General features: G+C 70.6%; 11 protein-coding genes. 2 read left to right on the top strand and 9 right to left on the bottom strand.

The genetic code is table 11. From position 1 onward, the window contains the following. Positions 1-40: 40 nt before the first annotated feature. Positions 41-787 carry a hypothetical protein gene (locus AB0I72_RS24125; protein ID WP_358572465.1) on the bottom strand — a complete coding sequence of 249 codons (747 nt, stop codon included), beginning with the start codon at positions 785-787 and terminating at the stop codon, positions 41-43. A 126-nt stretch (positions 788-913) separates the two neighbouring features. Then, positions 914-1,588, bottom strand: a complete 675-nt coding sequence (locus AB0I72_RS24120) for a haloacid dehalogenase type II (protein ID WP_358572463.1) — start codon at positions 1,586-1,588, stop codon at positions 914-916. Between the two features lie 399 nt (positions 1,589-1,987). Between AB0I72_RS24120 and AB0I72_RS24115 the strand changes: the two genes are divergently transcribed. Continuing rightward, positions 1,988-4,228: a thiamine pyrophosphate-dependent enzyme gene (locus tag AB0I72_RS24115; RefSeq protein WP_358572461.1), complete on the top strand. Its 2,241-nt coding sequence runs from the start codon at positions 1,988-1,990 to the stop codon at positions 4,226-4,228. A gap of 105 nt (positions 4,229-4,333) precedes the next feature. Here the strand turns inward: AB0I72_RS24115 and AB0I72_RS24110 are convergent, their stop codons facing one another. The 4 genes from AB0I72_RS24110 to AB0I72_RS24095 all read right to left on the bottom strand — a co-directional run bounded on the left by AB0I72_RS24110 (position 4,334) and on the right by AB0I72_RS24095 (position 10,170). Then, positions 4,334-6,118, bottom strand: a complete 1,785-nt coding sequence (locus AB0I72_RS24110) for an ABC transporter ATP-binding protein (RefSeq protein WP_358572459.1) — start codon at positions 6,116-6,118, stop codon at positions 4,334-4,336. 43 nt (positions 6,119-6,161) lie between these two features. Next, positions 6,162-7,175 carry an ABC transporter permease gene (locus AB0I72_RS24105; RefSeq protein ID WP_358572457.1) on the bottom strand — a complete coding sequence of 338 codons (1,014 nt, stop codon included), beginning with the start codon at positions 7,173-7,175 and terminating at the stop codon, positions 6,162-6,164. A gap of 91 nt (positions 7,176-7,266) precedes the next feature. Next, positions 7,267-9,015, bottom strand: a complete 1,749-nt coding sequence (locus tag AB0I72_RS24100) for an ABC transporter substrate-binding protein (RefSeq protein ID WP_358572455.1) — start codon at positions 9,013-9,015, stop codon at positions 7,267-7,269. 102 nt (positions 9,016-9,117) lie between these two features. Continuing rightward, on the bottom strand, positions 9,118-10,170 hold the full coding sequence (locus tag AB0I72_RS24095) for an ABC transporter permease (protein WP_358572453.1): 1,053 nt from the start codon (positions 10,168-10,170) through the stop codon (positions 9,118-9,120). A gap of 848 nt (positions 10,171-11,018) precedes the next feature. On the opposite strand from AB0I72_RS24095, the gene AB0I72_RS24090 reads away from it, so the two are divergent. Then, positions 11,019-11,783 carry an antibiotic biosynthesis monooxygenase gene (locus AB0I72_RS24090; RefSeq protein ID WP_358572451.1) on the top strand — a complete coding sequence of 255 codons (765 nt, stop codon included), beginning with the start codon at positions 11,019-11,021 and terminating at the stop codon, positions 11,781-11,783. 60 nt (positions 11,784-11,843) lie between these two features. Here the strand turns inward: AB0I72_RS24090 and AB0I72_RS24085 are convergent, their stop codons facing one another. The 3 genes from AB0I72_RS24085 to metH all read right to left on the bottom strand — a co-directional run bounded on the left by AB0I72_RS24085 (position 11,844) and on the right by metH (position 16,987). Continuing rightward, positions 11,844-12,353 (bottom strand): cellulose synthase, encoded by a 510-nt coding sequence (locus tag AB0I72_RS24085; RefSeq protein WP_358572449.1) that lies wholly within the window; start codon positions 12,351-12,353, stop codon positions 11,844-11,846. A 177-nt stretch (positions 12,354-12,530) separates the two neighbouring features. Further along, the gene (locus tag AB0I72_RS24080) at positions 12,531-13,226 is read right to left on the bottom strand and encodes an HAD family phosphatase (protein ID WP_358572447.1); all 696 of its coding nucleotides are present in this window, start codon (positions 13,224-13,226) and stop codon (positions 12,531-12,533) included. 287 nt (positions 13,227-13,513) lie between these two features. After that, positions 13,514-16,987 carry a methionine synthase gene (gene metH, locus AB0I72_RS24075; RefSeq protein WP_358572542.1) on the bottom strand — a complete coding sequence of 1,158 codons (3,474 nt, stop codon included), beginning with the start codon at positions 16,985-16,987 and terminating at the stop codon, positions 13,514-13,516. Positions 16,988-17,052: the final 65 nt, after the last annotated feature.

The raw sequence follows: 17,052 nt of genomic DNA, 5'->3' as shown, positions 1-17,052 counted from the left end.
CCCGCGAGTGCGAATCCCGGAGGGGCCCGTCTGGCGCTGGTCAATCGAACCAGGGTTCGGGCTGGTTCCATTCGACCACTCCCCGGGCGATCTCCGTCAGGTCCTCCGGCTCGGCGGCCCGCACCCCCAGGGCGTTCACCTGCTCGACGAGTTCCTCCGGTTCGGGAACGATGTCGCTATCCCGCGCCAAGGCGACCTCCACGAACAGGTCGGGCGTCACCTCCGTTCGAACCCGGTCCATCGGGAATGAACCCCGGGCGTGGGTCGCCGCCCCCGTCAGCGGAACCACGTACTCGCCGTCCGCCACCTCCGCGCAGAGCCCGTCGAGGTCGTTGCACCCCCACCTCAGGGGGTCGGGCCCACCGCCGAGGAAGGACGTCCTCGGCGCACTCGTCAGGACCAGGTGCAGTCCGCGCGGTCCGTAGTAGACGACGGTGAACTCGGCCTCGATTCGGGTCTCCTCCGCCTCGATCGGCCGCCAGGTCTCGGTGTCGTCGATCACGGCGATGTCGTGGGGGTAGCCCGCGTAGCCTGCCTCGTTCATACTCACGGCCCATGACTGGTCGCGCGGATTCACCGAGCGCACGGCGCCCGTCAGCGCCAGTACCACCGCGAGGGCCAGCGCCACCGCGTGCCACGGACGGCGTCCCCGTGTCGTGGCCAACACGACCGCCGCGCACCCCGAGACGAGCAGCGCTGACGGCAGAGCGCCGTTCAGCCAGTACGTGTGGGGAGTCGTGTCCGTCGACAGCGTCGCCAAGGGCAGGAACCGGACCATCACCCCCACCAGGGTGAGAATCGCGAGCGAGCCTCCGGGCCGGGGCGCGTTCCACCGGGTCAGCGCCCGAATCAGGAGGGTTACCGAAACACCAAGAACTCCGTCACGCCCGGAGCGGAACACGTTGAGTAGGACTCAGTTGGAGGACAGCTGCAGCAGGCGTTCGGCGACCTGGACAAGATCGGTGCCGCTCACGTCAGGTGCCGTGAAGACGTCGCCGTAACGGCCTTCCAATCGCTCACACCAACCGGCGAGGCAGCCGGCTCGTTTGGCTCCATGGCAGTCCCAGGCGTGCACGGCGACCAGCGCCATGTGGCCCGGTGAGGTTCCAAGTTCGCTGGCTGCCACGCGGTAGATGGACGGCGCGGGTTTCCAGGTACCGGCCCTCTCCGCGGTGGTCACCTGGTCCACGTGGCGTGCCAGGCCCGCTCGTTCCAGACAGAGCGCCGTATTCTCCGCGCCGCCGACGGTCAGGCAGCCGACCCGCAGTCCGGCTTCGGACAGCCGACGCAGTGCCGGTTCGGCATCGGGGTGTGCGGGCAGTTGTCGGAACCCCTCCAGAACGTAGTCGATGTCGTCCTCGGTGGCGGTGTGTCCGGTGTCGGTGCGCAACGCCTGCCGTGCCACCGACTCGAACGACCCGAAATCCCCGGCGAGGGTCAGCGCCATCGAGTCGCGCTGCACACGCATGAACCACGGCTCCAACAGCTGAGCCGGCTGGCCGATCTCCTCCAGCCGCGCGCGGAGCGGAGCCAGATTCACCAGGGTTTCGAGCACGTCGAAAGCAACGGCGCGTGGGCGAGTGGTCATGTGACCTCCCTCGGATCGCGATTCCCCTTGCACCCGACACCCTCGACTGCTTCGACCGCCCGGCGGAATCCTGATCAGTATGCGATCGACCAGCGTGTCCGCCTAAACACCCGCCCCGGTGTCGCGCGCCGATTTCGATGAGGCTGTGGTGCGTCGGGATCGCCTCCCGGTACCCCCGTGAGCCGGACGGTCGTCGCTCTCGACCATGGGGGCACATCTCGAACGTGCCGCGGGGTCGATCCGCGCTGTGCCGTCGGAGGTGGTACAGAACAGTTCACGGAGCCGAACCACGATCACGCCGGGGGGTCTTGGCACACGGGGCGGTGGGAACCATCGTGGACGAACACACACGCCGACCGCTGCGGCGTGACCCTCGATCGACACGGAGGACTCCACCCGATGAGCGACACAGGCGGCCCCGCCGCCGTCGACCGGCACTTCCGGGACACCGTCACCGCCCTGCCCCCGGCCGAGCCGCGCCCGACGGCGGCGCCGATCACACCCGACAGCCCGGTCACCGGCGACGACCTCCTGCGGATCTTCACCGCCCAGGCGGGCAGTCGGCAGCTCGACTTCGCCGCCCGCGAACTGGGAGCCAGGAAGCAGGGTTTCTACAGCATCGGATCCTCGGGACACGAGGGCAACGCCGCGGTCGCCGCCGCGCTGCGCCCCAGCGACCCCGCGCTCCTGCACTACCGCTCCGGCGCCTTCTTCCTGTACCGCGGCGGCCAACTCCCCGGCCAGCAGCCGCTGTGGGACGTCCTGCTCGGCGTCGTCGCCGCCGCGGAGGAACCGATCAGCGGCGGTCGGCACAAGGTGTTCGGCAGCAAACCCGCCGCCGTGATCCCCCAGACGTCGACCATCGCCTCACACCTGCCGCGGGCGGTGGGCCTGGCGTTCGCCATCGAACGCGCGGCGCGACTCGAAGTGGCGACCGACTGGCCGACCGACGCCGTGGTGGTGTGCAGCTTCGGCGACGCCTCGGCCAACCACTCCACGGCGGTGGGCGCGATCAACGCCGCCCTGCACTCGGCCCACCAGGGCATCCCCATGCCCATCCTGTTCGTCTGCGAGGACAACGGCATCGGGATCAGCGTGCGCACCCCCACGGAGTGGATCGACAGCGCCTACGGCCACCGGCCGGGCCTGCGGTACTTCTCCGCGGACGGAGGCGACCCGCTGGACGCGCTGTCGGCGGCCACGCACGCCGCGCGGTGGGTGCGCCAGAACCGGGCGCCCGCGTTCCTGCGTCTGCGGACCGTCCGGCTGATGGGGCACGCCGGGTCCGACGTGGAGACCGCCTACCGGAGCCGGACCGAGATCGCGGCGGGCCTGGAGCGCGACCCGCTCGTGGGCACCGCGCGCCGCCTCGTCTCCTCCGGCGTGCTCACCCCGCGGCAGGTCATCGACCGCTACGACCGCATCCGCGACGAGGTCGCCGAGCTCGCCGAGAAGGCGTGTTCCCGGCCCAGGCTCCGGTCGGCGGCCGAGGTCGCCGCGCCGCTCGCGCCGCACCGCCCCCGGGAGGTGCGCGCCGACGCCGCGCGCACCGCGCCCGAGGCGGACCGGCGGCGGGCGTTCAGGGGAGCGCCGCCCGAGGACGAGGGGCCGATGACCCTCGCCCAGGCCGTCAACGGCACCCTCGCCGACCTGCTGTGCCGCGACCGCGACGTCCTGGTGTTCGGCGAGGACGTGAGCCGCAAGGGCGGCGTGTACGGCGTGACCAAGGGGCTGCGCAAACGTTTCGGGGCGCGCCGCGTCTTCGACACGCTGCTCGACGAGCAGAGCGTCCTCGGCGCCGCCCTGGGGGCGGGGCTCGCGGGCTTCGTGCCGATCCCCGAGATCCAGTACCTCGCCTACGTGCACAACGCCGAGGACCAGATCCGCGGCGAGGCCGCCACGCTGTCCTTCTTCTCCCGGGGCCAGTACCGCAACCCGATGGTCGTGCGCATCGCGGGCTACGCGTACCAGAAGGGCTTCGGCGGGCACTTCCACAACGACAACTCGGTGGCCGCGCTGCGGGACATCCCGGGCGTCGTGATCGCCTCGCCCGCGCGGGCCGACGACGCCGCCCACATGCTCCGCACCTGTGTGGCGGCGGCGCGCGAGGACGGCCGGGTCTGTGTCTTCCTCGAACCGATCGCGCTGTACCACACGCGCGACCTGCACGAGCCCGGCGACGGCGGATGGCTGGCGCCCTATCCTCCGCCGGACGCCTGGGACGCGCGGCACGTCGGACTCGGCCGGGCCCGCACCCACGGCGACGGGGCCGACCTGACCCTGGTCACCTTCGCGAACGGGGTGCCCATGTGCCTGCGCGCGGCACGCCGCCTGGCCGGGCGCGGAATCCACGCCCGGGTGCTGGACCTGCGCTGGCTGGCCCCGCTGCCCGCCGCCGACCTGCGCAGGGAGGCCGAGGCCACGGGCCGTGTGCTGGTCGTCGACGAGACCCGCCGCACCGGGGGCGTGGCCGAGGCGGTGCTCGCCGAACTCGTCGACGCCGGTTTCGACGGCGCGTTGGGGAGGGTGAACAGCGGGGACAGTTTCGTCCCCCTGGGCCCGGCCGCCCACCAGGTGCTGTTGAGCGAGGAGATGATCGAGGAGGCCGCCGAGCGGCTGCTGTCCGCGGACCGGCGGTGAGAGCGAGGAGCCCGGCGGATCGGTGACCGGTCCCGAACATGACCGACGCCGGTGGTGACGTGGAGTCCACGTCACCACCGGCGTCGGTGCGGAATCGGCGTCTCCCTAGGCGGGCTGCTCCGCCGTGCGCCGTTCGACGCGCTCGGCGCGGTGGCGTCGGGCCTCGTCCGGATCCAACACCGGCGCCGCCGCGAGCAACTGACGCGTGTACTCCGAGGACGGCGACTCATACACACCGTCACTGTCACCCATCTCCACGACCTCGCCCTGACGCATCACCGCCACCCGGTCCGAGACCTGCCGCACCACCGCCAGATCATGCGCCACGAAGATATACGTCAACCCGAAGTCGTCCTGCAACTCCGACAACAACTTCAGCACCTGATCCTGCGTCGACACGTCCAACGCCGACACCGGCTCGTCACAGATGATCAACTTCGGCTTGAGAATCAACGCCCGCGCGATCGCGATCCGCTGCCGCTGACCACCCGAGAACGCGTGCGGGAACCGGTTGTAATGATCGGGCGAGAGCCCCACCCGCTCCAACAACTCCCGCACCCGCGCACGAATCTTCCCGGTGTCCCTCTCCCCCTGCACCCGCAGCGCCGTGCCGATCGCGTCCCCCACCGTCACCCGCGGGTTCAACGACGAGTACGGGTTCTGGAACACCATCTGCACATCCCGCCGCAACGGACGCAACTCCCGCTCGGACATGTGCGTGATGTCGCGGCCCTCGAACTCCACCCGGCCCCGGGTCGGCTCCAGCAACCGCATCACCATCCGCGACAGGGTCGACTTACCCGACCCCGACTCACCCACGATCCCCAGCGTCTCCCCCCGGTACAGATCGAAGGAGACCCCCTTGACCGCCCAGAAATCCGACGCCCGACCCCACAGACCACCACGCACCTTGAAACACTGCGCCACATCCTCCACCCGCAGCAGCGGGGTGTCGTCGGAGGAGGCGGTGGCGGGCGTGGAGGGCTCGACGTCCGTCGTCTGGGTGACGGCGCCCCGGCCCTGCTCGTGCTCGGCGCCCTGGCGCTGTTCGCGTTCGGCGCGGTCCTGGGCGCGGCGCTGGGCCCGTGAGACCTCCACCCGCGGCACCGCCGCCAACAAAGCCTGCGTGTACGGGTGCTCGGGCGCCGACAGCACCGTGCGCACATCACCCCGCTCCACCGCCACACCATGGCGCATCACCACCACCTGGTCCACCGACCCGGCCACCACCGCCAGGTCATGCGAGACCAGGATCAACCCCATGTCCAGATCACGGCGCAACTCGTCCAACAGGTCCAACACCTGGGCCTGCACCGTCACGTCCAACGCGGTGGTCGGCTCGTCGGCCAACAACACCCTGGGGTCGCACATCAACCCCATCGCGATCACCACGCGCTGACGCATACCCCCCGAGAACTCGTGCGGGTAGGAGTTCACCCGCCGGGACGGGTCCGGGATGCCCACCCGCTCCAGCGACTCGATCGCCCTGGCCCTGGCCTGCGCCCTGGACGCCTTGGGGTGGTGCACCCGGTACGCCTCGACCAGCTGGTTGCCGATCGTGTACTGCGGATGCAGCGACTGCATCGGGTCCTGGAACACCATCGCGATGTCGTTGCCGCGCATCCGCCGCAACTGCCGGTCCGAGGCCGCGACCACGTCCTGGCCCGCCACCTCGATCGCACCCGAGATCCGCGCCCGGCTCCCCCGGTGCAACCCCATCAACGCCAGCGAGGTCACGCTCTTGCCCGAGCCCGACTCGCCCACGATCCCCAACGCGCCACCACGCGGCACCTCGAAGGACAACCCGTTCACCGCGTGAACGTCACCGTCCATCGTCGGGAACGTCACCCGCAGGTCGTCCACCCGGACGACGGGCTCGGTCGAGGCCATGTCAGATTCCTTCGTTAGTTGGTCAGGTACAACGCCGGGCGTACTACTTCGCGATCCGCACCCGCGGGTCGACGACGGGGTACAGCAGGTCGACGATCAGGTTGCAGAGGACGATGAAGAACGCGCCCATCAGGGTGACGCCGAGGATCACGGGGAGGTCCTTGGCGATGATGGCGTCGATCGCGTACTTGCCGATGCCGTTGAGCGAGAACGTCGTCTCGGTCAGGATGGCGCCGCCGAGCACCAGGCCCAGGTCGAGGCCGAAGATGGTGACGATCGGGGTCAGCGTGGGCCGCAGCGCGTGCTTGAAGATGACGCGGCGCTCGCTCAGGCCCTTGGCGCGGGCGGTGCGGATGTAGTCCTCGCCGAGGGTCTCCAGCATGCCCGCGCGGGTCTGGCGCGCGTACTGGGCGGCGTGCAGGAACGCCAGCGTCACCCAGGGGAGGAACATCACCTGCACCCAGGCGACGGGGTCCTCGGTCAGGGGCACGTAGCGGGGAACCGGGAAGAGGTTCCAGCTGTGCACCAGGAACGACAGCGAGAGCAGACCGGTGAAGTAGATCGGCAGCGAGACGCCGACCAGGGCCAGCGACATGGCGATCCGGTCGAAGACGCTGCCCTTCTTGACGGCCGAGAGCACGCCCACGGCCACTCCGCCGACGACCCACATGACGGCCGCGCCCGCGGCCAGGGACATCGTGACCGGCAGACGGTCGATGATCTGCCCGAGGACCGGGGTGTTGGTCGTGAACGAGTAGCCCAGGCACGGCGCCGCGCACTCCACCGTCTGCCGGCCGAAGGTGTACTCGGTGCCGAAGAGCAGGGTCCGGATGAAGTCGTAGAACTGGACGGCGATCGGCTGGTCCAGCCCGAGCCGTTCGACCGTGGCCGCCAGGGCCTCAGGGGTGGGCGCCTTGCCCACGTACATGGCGGCCATGCCCTCCGGCGTCACGCCCGCCCACTTGGGCAGGACGAAGAAGATCCAGAAGGTGACCATCGTGACGATGGCGAGCAGCAACAGGCCCGCACCGAGTCGGCGGAGAATGTAGGTCAGCATCGCGGTCGGCGGCGGGGACACCCGCGGGGCCGCGGGGCCCCGCCGCCTTCACCTGCCTTGTCGTGGTAGTTCGGAACGTGGCGGGTGGTGACTAACCGCGGTCCACACCCAGGGCCATGAAGTCGTACATGGCGTAGCCGGGCTGGAAGTAGACGTTGGTCAGCTCGGTGGAGCGGTAGAACATCGCGCGGTCGAAGACCACGGGCATGATGGCGGCCTGCTCCATGACGAGCGTGTCGACCTGCTCGTAGATCGCGGCGCGCTCCTCCGGGTCCTCGGTCTGGACCGCCTGGTCCCACAGCTCGTTGATCTCGGGGTCGTCGAGCTCGGCCATGTTGTAGTTACCGGTCTCGGTGATGGCGCGGCCGTCGGTGATCGGCTGGGCGAACCCGTAGCCGGTGGGCCAGTCGGGGATCCAGCCGGAGACGCTCAGGCCGATGTTGTTCTCGCGGACGAAGTCCTGGGAACCGGCGTACTGGCCGTAGAAGTCACCGGCCGGGTAGGTCTCGACCTCGACGTCGATGCCGACGCGGCTCAGGGCCTCCTGGAGGGCCTGGGCGGTCTGGACGTCGTTCTCGCGGCCCTCGCGGACGGCGATGACGGTCTCGAAGCCGTCCGCCTCGCCGCACTCCTCCAGCTTCTCGCGGGCGGCGTCGAGGTCGCCCGTGTTGTCCTCGGAGGGGTACAGGTCGCTCTCCGGGTTGGAACCCGGGATCTGCGGCGGGATCAGGTTGGTGGCGATGTCGCCGCCCAGCTCGCCGCCCCAGGCGCGGTGCATGCTGTCGCGGTTGGCCGCGTACATGATCGCCTGGCGGCAGGCCACGTCCTCGATCACCGGGAGGTGGATGTTCACGTAGCGCGTGGCGCCCGAGTACAGGTTGTCGATGTTCGGGCGGGCGGACTCGTCCCCGGCCAGGCGGCTGTGCATGGCCGGACCCACACCGACGCCGGACAGGTCGACGTCGAGGTCACCGTTGACCAGGCGCTCGTCGATCTCGTCCTGGTTGACGCCGATCTCGACCTCGACGCGGTCCGGCAGGGCCGCGCGGATCGTGTCGGTCGCGGCGTCCCACTCCTCGTTGCGCACCAGGTTGAGCTGGACGCCGGGCTCGTAGTCCCCGTCGAACTTGTACGGGCCCGAGGAGACGACGCGCTGCTGGTAGAGCTCACCCGTGTCCGAGTCCACCGGGACCGGAGCGGTCTGCGGCAGGATCAGCAGGTTCGGGAACTCGGAGAAGCTCTCCTTGAGGCGGAAGACCAGGGTGTGGTCGTCCGGGGTCTCGATGGCGTCGAACTCGCCGAGCGGGTCGGAGGACTCGTAGACGTTGAAGTCCTCGTCGGCGTCGAGCTTCTGGGAGAAGTAGCTCGGGCCGTTGACCAGGGTGCCGCCGTTGAAGTCACCGCGGATGATGCCGTACTTGATGTCCTGGGCGGTGATCTCGGTGCCGTCCTCGTACCGGAGGCCCTCCTGGATCTGCACCGTCCACTCGGTGAAGTCCTCGTTCGGCTCGGGCATGCCCGCGGCCATGTCGGGGACCAGGTCGGTGGCGTTCTCGCCCGGCTCCGGGTTGTAGGCCAGCAGGGTGCGCGCGAAGTAGCGCGAGAAGTTCCAGCTGAAGCCGTAGTAGGTGTTGCCCGGGTCGACCGAGTCGAAGTCCGCCTGGATCGCGTAGCGCAGGGTGCCGCCGGTGGCGTCGGACGGGTTGACGATCTCGTTCTCGGCGGCGTTGAAGCCGGCGCCGGCGGCGTCGCCGCCGGAGCTGTCGCCGCCGCCGCACGCGGACAGGAAGATGGACGCCGCCGCGCCGAGCGCGACGAAGCCGAGGGTGCGTTTCCTCAAGGAACTACCTCTCTACCGAACCTGAAAGGGGATGGGTTGGCCCGCGGGTCGAACCGCGTCCGAGCGGGGAGGGGCGAACGCCTCGCCTCGCTCGGACACGGATCAGTCCGAGGTCTTGGGGTCGAAAGCGTCGCGGAGACCGTCACCGAACAGGTTGAACGCGAGGACGGTGATGAAGATGGCCAGGCCGGGGAAGACGATGAAGTAGGGGCCGCTCTGGTAGAACGGGATCGCCTCGGAGAGCATCTTGCCCCAGCTGGGGGTGGGCGGGTTGATGCCCACGCCCAGGAAGCTCAGCGCCGCCTCGAACAGGATGTTCGTGGGGATCAGCAGCGTCGAGTAGACGAGGATCGGCGTGACCAGGTTGGGCAGGATCTCCTTGACCAGGATGTGCCGGTTCCCGGCGCCCAGGCTGCGGGCGGCCTCGACGAACTCGCGCTCGCGCAGGGAGAGCGTCTGGCCGCGGACGATGCGGGCGATGTAGGGCCAGTTGAAGAACCCGATGATGAAGACGATGACGCCGATGCTGAGCCCGTTGCCGGTCAGGCCGAGGAAGCCGTCCGGGATGACGCCGACGAGGGCGATCGCGAAGAGCATCAGCGGGAAGGCCAGGAAGATGTCCATGGCGCGGCTGATCACGGTGTCGATCCAGCCGCCCTTGTACCCCGCGATGATGCCGAGGACGGTGCCGATCGCGACGCACACCAGGGTGGACAGGAAGGCGACGAGCAGGGAGATCTGCGCGCCGTAGAGCAGACGGCTGAGCATGTCGCGGCCCGTGGTGGGTTCGACGCCGAGCCAGTGGTCCGCGCTGATGCCGCCCCACGGGTCGGTGACCGCGAAGCCGCCGGAGTCGTAGGGGTTCTCCGGGTCCTTGTAGGGGAGCCGGGTGGAGGGGTCGATGAGGTCCTGGTGGTACTCGGTGGGCGGGTAACCGAACCACTTCGTCAGCAGCGGCGCCAGGATCGCGGCGAGGATGAGCAGGACGACGATCGCGCCGGAGACCATCGCGACCTTGTCGCGCCGCAGCCGCTGCCACGCGATCTGCCGGAGGGAGCGGTTGTCCGCTCCGCCGTGACCGGCCCCGGACTCCTTGGCGGCGTCCGCTTCGGTCGGCTGGTCCGCCGACTCGGGGGCTTGCGAGGGCGCGCTCATCGGGACACCACTCTCTCCACTCATACGCTTCTGGCCGAGCGGTGACTGACACCCGCGCGTGAGACCTGGGGTCGAACCTCGGGGGGTCCTCACGGTGGGGCCGGTCGGATCTCGACACTGGCTGGCGTGGGCGGGACCGGCGGCGACGAAGGGGGTGCCTCCGTCGCGCCGGACACGGCCGCTCGGGTGCGTCCGCACTCCGTGTGGAGTTGGACACTCCCGGAGCGATACCGCCCGGGCTGTTACACAGCGACCAACCTACTCGCCCGTCAGGCGCATACCGTCCAGTTCTGCATCATGTATCTGAATCGTGACAAATGATGACAAAGAACTCATTAATGGCCACTCTTCGACAAACTTCGCATTCATCGGATGACAGCGATGACCTGGGGATACCGACCAGTAGCGCGCCCCACGATACGCCCTGATTTCAGGGGGATCGGCCCGAAAGAGGGAACGCTATGGCAAGTGCTATGACTCCGAGAGTGTCCGCCCGCATTCACCAAGCGACGACGGCTCCGCCGGTGCGGAGCCGTCGTCCGGGTCGTCACCGTTCCGTTGCCGGTTCGTTCCCCGTCACCGGGGAGACCGGCCGCGTTCGCCGCGGGGGCGGCCGGGGCCGACGGCGGACACCCGGCGGGGAGCACGCGGTCCGACGCACGTGCCGGGAGTGGTAGGGGGTGGCGTGGGACCGCCTGTGCGCGGCGGCGCCCGGACCGGCCGTCCGCTCCGAGGACGGCCGGAGTGAGCACCGAGCGCGCGCGGGAGCCCGCATACTCTGGGACCGCGCGTGCGCGCCGTCCCACCCGGGATTCCCGGCGGGGCGCCCCCCTTCGGCTGGAGCAGCGATGACCCTGGAGTACGTCCGGTACCGCATCAGCGCCCCCGAGCGCCGAGCCGCGTTCGAGCGGGCCTACGCGGACGCGGCGGCCTGGTTGGACGCCTCGCCCTACTGTCTGGGCTACGACCTGTCCCACGGCGTCGAGGATCCCGCGCGCTACGTGCTGCGCATCGAGTGGACCTCACGGGAGGACCACGAGAAGGGCTTCCGCGGCGGCCCGCACTTCCCCCCGTTCCTGGAGTCGGTCCGACCCTTCATCGGGGACATCGAGGAGATGAGCCACTACGCGTCGACCCCCGTCCACGGCAGCGCCGGGACCCCGCGCCCCGGGACACTGTTCGAGGCGGTGGGCGGGGAGGAGGCCCTGCGGCGGCTCTCCGGGGCCTTCTACACGCTGGTCCTGGCGGATCCCCTGCTGGCCCCGGTCTTCGCCGACTTCACCCCCGAGCACCGCGAGCACGTGGCGGTGTGGCTGGCCGAGGTGTTCGGCGGACCGGCGGACTTCACCGAGCGGCTCGGCGGACACCAGGCACTGCTCCGCAGCCACCTGGGCCTGTCCATCACCGAGGAGCAGCGGGCCCGGTGGATGGAGCTGATGGACCAGGCCGTGCGGCGCGAACTGCCCGAGGACGCCCGTCTCCGACGGACGGTGCTGGAGTACTTCGACTGGGGGACGCGGATCGCCCGCGACGTGTCCCGGTCCCCCGCCGGAACGGATCTGGGCGATCCGGGCCCCACTCCCCGCTGGGGCTGGGATGGGGAGCAGGCCTAGGCACGGTCTCCGCGGACGAGGAGCGCGGGTCCGCGGGGTGACCGCACCGGGCGACGGAACCTAGTCGATCCCGCGCTTGCGCAGCAGCTCCTCGATGTCGCCGAAGTCGGACAGGTCGTCGGCGGGGGCGGTCTTGCCGCCCGACGAGGAGCCCACCTGGGGCGCGGCGGCGCCGCGACCGGCGGCCGCCTTGCCGCCCTCGCCGCCCTCCGCGGCCTTGTCCTTGGCCTTCCCCGAGCGCGGCGCGGTGCCCACGCCCCGCGAGCGCATGACCCCGGAAGCGATGTAGAGCACCACGGCCAGGCCGGACAGGACCACCCCGGCCCACACCAGCGGGCTGAACAGCAGCCCCGTCAGGACGCCCGCGACCCCGCGGACGAACGCCCAGACCACGCTCATCAGCCCGAGCAGGGCCACGGCCAGGGGCACCAGCGACCAGGCCAGGCCGCGCACGCCCGAGGCGGCGCCCCTCCAGCGCCAGAGGAGGAAGGAGACGATCAGCCCCAGCCCGGTGAGCACCGCGCCCACGGTCAGATCGGGGACTGGCAGGTTCTCAGGAAGCTCGAACATGTCGCCAGTCTCCCATCCGGCGCCGTCGCGCACATCAGGCCGATCCCTTAGGGAGTCCCCCGGTCCGGCGCCCGCCCGGGGCCCTCGCCTCCACGGTACACACGCCCTCGGAGCCGTCGCCGGAGCGACGACGCGGGGCCGCGACGCCCGGCGTCACGGCCCCGTCGGGGAGGGAGGTCAGCGGTCGGCGACCAGCGACTCCAGCCACTCCAGGTCCACACCCACCAGCGACTCCCGGAACACCACGCCCTCGCGCGGGGCGATCTCCACGTGGTTGGGCACGGCGACCGTCGCACAGCCCGCCGACGCCGCGGAGGCCACACCCACCACGGAGTCCTCGAAGGCCACGCAGCGGCGGGGGTCCACGCCGAGCCGCCGGGCGGCGATGAGGTAGGGGTCGGGGTCGGGCTTGTTCGCGCCGACCTCGTCGCCGGCCACGGAGTCGTCGAAGCTCTCCAGCCCGATCCCGCCGATCGCCGCGCTGATCAGCGCGCGTTCGGTGGAGGTCACCAGCGACACGGGGATCCCCGCGTCCGCCACCATCGAGACCAGCTGCTTGGCCCCCGGACGCAGCTCGGCGCCGTCCTCCAGCTTGGCGCGGAACTTCTCGTAGAGGCGGTCGGCGACCTGGCGCGGCGTCAGGTCCACCCCGGTCAGCCCGATGATGTACCGGCCCACGGGCTCGGCCGCGTTGCCGACGTTGCGCTCGTGGTCCTCCTCGGTCCACACGCCGCCCAGCTCCGCGACGAGTTCTGCCTCGGACTCCCCCCACAGGTGCTCGCTCTCGATGAGCGTCCCGTCCATGTCCACCAGCACCGCCTGGAGGCGACGCTCTCCGGCCGTCCGGCCGCCCGTCGTACTCGGTTCAGTCATGCTCTCGGTGGCACCGTCCCGCCCTCGGCGGACCGCCGCCACGCTCTCCCCTCTCGTGTCGTTCGGACGCCCCCGAAACCGTGCGCCCACGGACCGCCCAGGGTCCCACGGCCGTGGCCGCCCGCGGGCGCCCGCGGCGTGAAGTGTGACCGTCCACACCGCGAACACTCGGATCCGCCCGCCGCACGGCGCGGCCCCGCCCCCGGGGCGGGTCGGCGGACGCACACCCTGGTCACGGGGACGGGGCCGGGCACGGAACGCCGATGGTACCGGGCGGCCGGAACAGGTCAGACGTTGAAGTAGGTCGCCTCCGGGTGGTGGATGACGATCGCGTCGGTGGCCTGCTCGGGGACGAGCTGGAACTCCTCCGACAGCGTGACCCCCACCCGCTCCGGCTCCAGCAGCCGCATGATCTTGGCCCGGTCCTCCAGGTTGGGGCAGGCCCCGTACCCGAGGGAGAACCGCGCGCCGCGGTAGCCGAGCTTGAAGAAGGCCTCCAGCTCGGCCGGGTCCTCGCCCGCGAAGCCCAGCTCGGCGCGGACCCGCGTGTGCCAGTACTCGGCCAGCGCCTCGGTCAGCTGGACCGACAGCCCGTGCAGTTCGAGGTAGTCGCGGTAGGCGTTCTTCTCGAACAGCGCGGCGGTGGCCCGGCTGATCGCCGAACCCACGGTCACGACCTGGAAGGACACCACGTCCAGCTCCCCCGACTCCTTGGGCCGGAAGAAGTCGGCCAGGCACAGGTGGCGGTCGCGGCGCTGGCGCGGGAACGTGAAACGCGTGCGCTCGGCCCGGCCGTCCTCGTCCAGCACCACGAGGTCGTCGCCCTCGCTGTAGCAGGGGAAGTGCCCGTGCACGACGGCCGCCTCCAGCAGGCCGTCGGTCTGGATGCGGTCCAGCCACATCCGCATCCGCGGACGGCCCTCCGTCTCGACCAGCTCCTCGTAGGTGGGGCCGTCGCCGCCCCGGGAGGCCTTGAGCCCCCACTGGCCCATGAACGTGGCGCGCTCGTCGAGGAAGGCGGCGTAGTCGGCCAGCGGGATGCCCTTGCTGATCCGGTCGCCCCAGAACGGCGGCGTCGGCACGCGGTTGTCGGTGGCCACGTCGCTGCGCGCGGGCATGTCCTCGGGCTCGGTCACCTTCAGCGTGGCGCCCCGGCGCACCCTGCGCTGGCGCAGGGCGGGCAGTTCGGCGCCCGCCTCGCCGCGCTTGACGGCCATGAAGCTGTCCATCAGGCGCAGCCCCTCGAAGGCGTCCTTGGCGTAGCGGACCTCTCCCCGGTACATCTCCGCCAGGTCCTGCTCCACGTAGGAACGGGTGAGCGCCGCGCCGCCCAGGAGCACCGGGAAGCGCTCGGACAGACCCCGGGAGTTCATCTCCTCCAGGTTCTCCTTCATGATCACCGTGGACTTGACCAGCAGCCCGGACATGCCGATGACGTCGGCGCGCTCGCGCTCGGCGGCCTCCAGGATCGCCGACACCGGCTGCTTGATCCCGATGTTGACGACGTCGTAGCCGTTGTTGGACAGGATGATGTCGACGAGGTTCTTGCCGATGTCGTGGACGTCGCCCTTGACGGTGGCCAGGACGATGCGCCCCTTGCCGTCGTCGTCGGTCCTGTCCATGTGCGGTTCGAGGTAGGCGACCGCGCCCTTCATGACCTCGGCGGACTTGAGCACGAACGGCAACTGCATCTGGCCGGAGCCGAACAGCTCACCGACGGTCTTCATCCCCTCCAGGAGGGTGTCGTTGACGATCGCCAGCGCGGGCTTCTCCGCCAGCGCCGCGTCCAGGTCGGCCTCGATCCCGGTGAGCTCGCCGTCGACGATCCGCCGCTCCAGGCGCTCCCACAGCGGCAGGGCGGCCAGCTCCTGGGCGCGGGAGGCCCTCATGGACTTGGCGTCCACGCCCTCGAACAGCTCGATGAACCGCGCCAGCGGGTCGTAGTCTCCGGCGCGCCGGTCGTAGACCAGGTCGAGGGCGACCTCGCGCTGCTCGTCGGGGATCTGGTTGATCGGCACGATCTTGGAGGCGTGCACGATCGCCGAGTCCAGGCCCGCCTCGACCGCCTCGTGCAGGAACACCGAGTTCAGCACGATGCGCGCGGCCGGGTTGACGCCGAACGACAGGTTGGACAGGCCGAGCGTGGTCTGCACGTCGGGGTAGCGGCGCTTGAGCTCGCGGATGGCGTCGAGGGTCTCGATGCCGTCGCGGCGCGTCTCCTCCTGCCCGGTGGTGACGGGGAAGGTGAGGCAGTCGATGACGATGTCGCCGGTCCTCAGGCCCCACTCGCCGGTGATCTGCTCGATCAGGCGGCTGGCCACGCGCAGCTTCCACTCGGCGGTACGGGCCTGGCCCTCCTCGTCGATGCACAGCCCGACCACGGCCGCGCCGTGCTCCTTCACCAACTCCATGATCCGGGTGAAGCGCGAGTCGGGGCCGTCGCCGTCCTCGTAGTTGACCGAGTTGATCACCGCGCGGCCGCCCAGCGCCTCCAGCCCGGCCTCCAGGACGGCGGGCTCGGTGGAGTCGAGCATGATCGGCAGGGTCGAGGAGGTCGCGAAGCGCGAGGCCAGCTCGCGCATGTCGCGCACGCCGTCCCGGCCCACGTAGTCGATGTTGAGGTCGAGCAGGTGGGCGCCGTCGCGGATCTGGTCGCGCGCCATCTCCACGCAGTCGTCCCAGCGCTCCTCCAGCATGGCGGTGCGGAACTTCTTGGAGCCGTTGGCGTTGGTGCGCTCGCCGACCGCGAGGTAGCTGGCGTCCTGGCGGAAGGGAACGCTCTGGTAGATCGAGGACGCGGCGGCCTCGACCACGGGCTTGCGGTCCCTGATCCCGCGTCCCTGGACGCGCTCGACCACCTGGCGCAGGTGCTCGGGCGTGGTGCCGCAGCAGCCGCCGACCATGCTCAGGCCGAACTCGGAGGTGAAGGCGTCGTGGGCGTCGGCCAGCTCGGCCGGGGTGAGGGGGTAGACCGCGCCGTTCGCGCCGAGCTGGGGCAGGCCCGCGTTGGGCATGCAGGAGATCGGGATGGGCGAGTGGTGCGACAGGTAGCGCAGGTGCTCGCTCATCTCGGCGGGGCCGGTGGCGCAGTTCAGGCCGATGACGTCGATGCCGAGCGGCGCCAGCGAGGTCAGCGCGGCGCCGATCTCCGACCCGACGAGCATGGTGCCGGTGGTCTCGATGGTGACCTGGGCGATGATCGGGATGTCGCTGCCCAGGGCCTTGCGGGCACGCTGGGCGGCGACCACGGCGGCCTTGACCTGGAGCAGGTCCTGGCAGGTCTCGATGAGGATGGCGTCGGCGCCGCCGTCGATGAGACCGCGGTGGCACTGCTCGTAGTGGTCGCGCAGGAGGGCGTAGGGCGCGTGGCCCAGGGTGGGCAGCTTGGTGCCGGGGCCGACCGACCCGAGGACGTAGCGGGGGTGGTCGGGGGTCGAGTAGGCGTCGGCGGCCTGGCGGGCGACGCGGGCGCCCGCCTCCGCGATCTCGTAGGCGCGGTCCTCGATGCCGTACTCGGCCAGGCCGCCGTAGTTCGCGGAGAAGGTGTTGGTCTCGACGCAGTCCGAACCCACCGCGAGGAAGGCGGCGTGGGTGTCGTGGACGATGTCGGGGCGGGTGACGTTGAGGATGTCGTTGCAGCCCTCGTGGCCCTCGAACTGGTCGAGGTCGAGATCGTGCGCCTGGAGCATGGTGCCCATCGCTCCGTCCGCGACGATGACACGCTGGGACAGTGCTTCACGGAAGGTCAGGCGAGCTCTCATCAATCCGCAACTCTAGTCTTGGGCGCGCTGGACGGGCCCAGGCCGACCGGCGCGGAGCGCGGTGC

The organism is Nocardiopsis sp. NPDC049922 (assembly GCF_040660275.1).
In the GTDB taxonomy this organism is placed as follows: Bacteria; Actinomycetota; Actinomycetes; order Streptosporangiales; family Streptosporangiaceae; genus Nocardiopsis.
The sequence above is the reverse complement of the archived record's forward strand: the minus strand, read 5'-3'. Positions and strand labels throughout refer to the sequence as shown.

What these genes read in the sequence shown, in the direction of transcription:
- AB0I72_RS24120 (WP_358572463.1), bottom strand. Translation starts at nt 1,588, where the DNA reads ATGACCACTCGCCCACGCGCCGTTGCTTTCGACGTGCTCGAAACCCTG.
- AB0I72_RS24115 (WP_358572461.1), top strand. Translation starts at nt 1,988, where the DNA reads ATGAGCGACACAGGCGGCCCCGCCGCCGTCGACCGGCACTTCCGGGAC.
- AB0I72_RS24110 (WP_358572459.1), bottom strand. Translation starts at nt 6,118, where the DNA reads ATGGCCTCGACCGAGCCCGTCGTCCGGGTGGACGACCTGCGGGTGACG.
- AB0I72_RS24105 (WP_358572457.1), bottom strand. Translation starts at nt 7,175, where the DNA reads ATGCTGACCTACATTCTCCGCCGACTCGGTGCGGGCCTGTTGCTGCTC.
- AB0I72_RS24095 (WP_358572453.1), bottom strand. Translation starts at nt 10,170, where the DNA reads ATGAGCGCGCCCTCGCAAGCCCCCGAGTCGGCGGACCAGCCGACCGAA.
- AB0I72_RS24090 (WP_358572451.1), top strand. Translation starts at nt 11,019, where the DNA reads ATGACCCTGGAGTACGTCCGGTACCGCATCAGCGCCCCCGAGCGCCGA.
- AB0I72_RS24085 (WP_358572449.1), bottom strand. Translation starts at nt 12,353, where the DNA reads ATGTTCGAGCTTCCTGAGAACCTGCCAGTCCCCGATCTGACCGTGGGC.
- AB0I72_RS24080 (WP_358572447.1), bottom strand. Translation starts at nt 13,226, where the DNA reads ATGACTGAACCGAGTACGACGGGCGGCCGGACGGCCGGAGAGCGTCGC.
- metH (WP_358572542.1), bottom strand. Translation starts at nt 16,987, where the DNA reads ATGAGAGCTCGCCTGACCTTCCGTGAAGCACTGTCCCAGCGTGTCATC.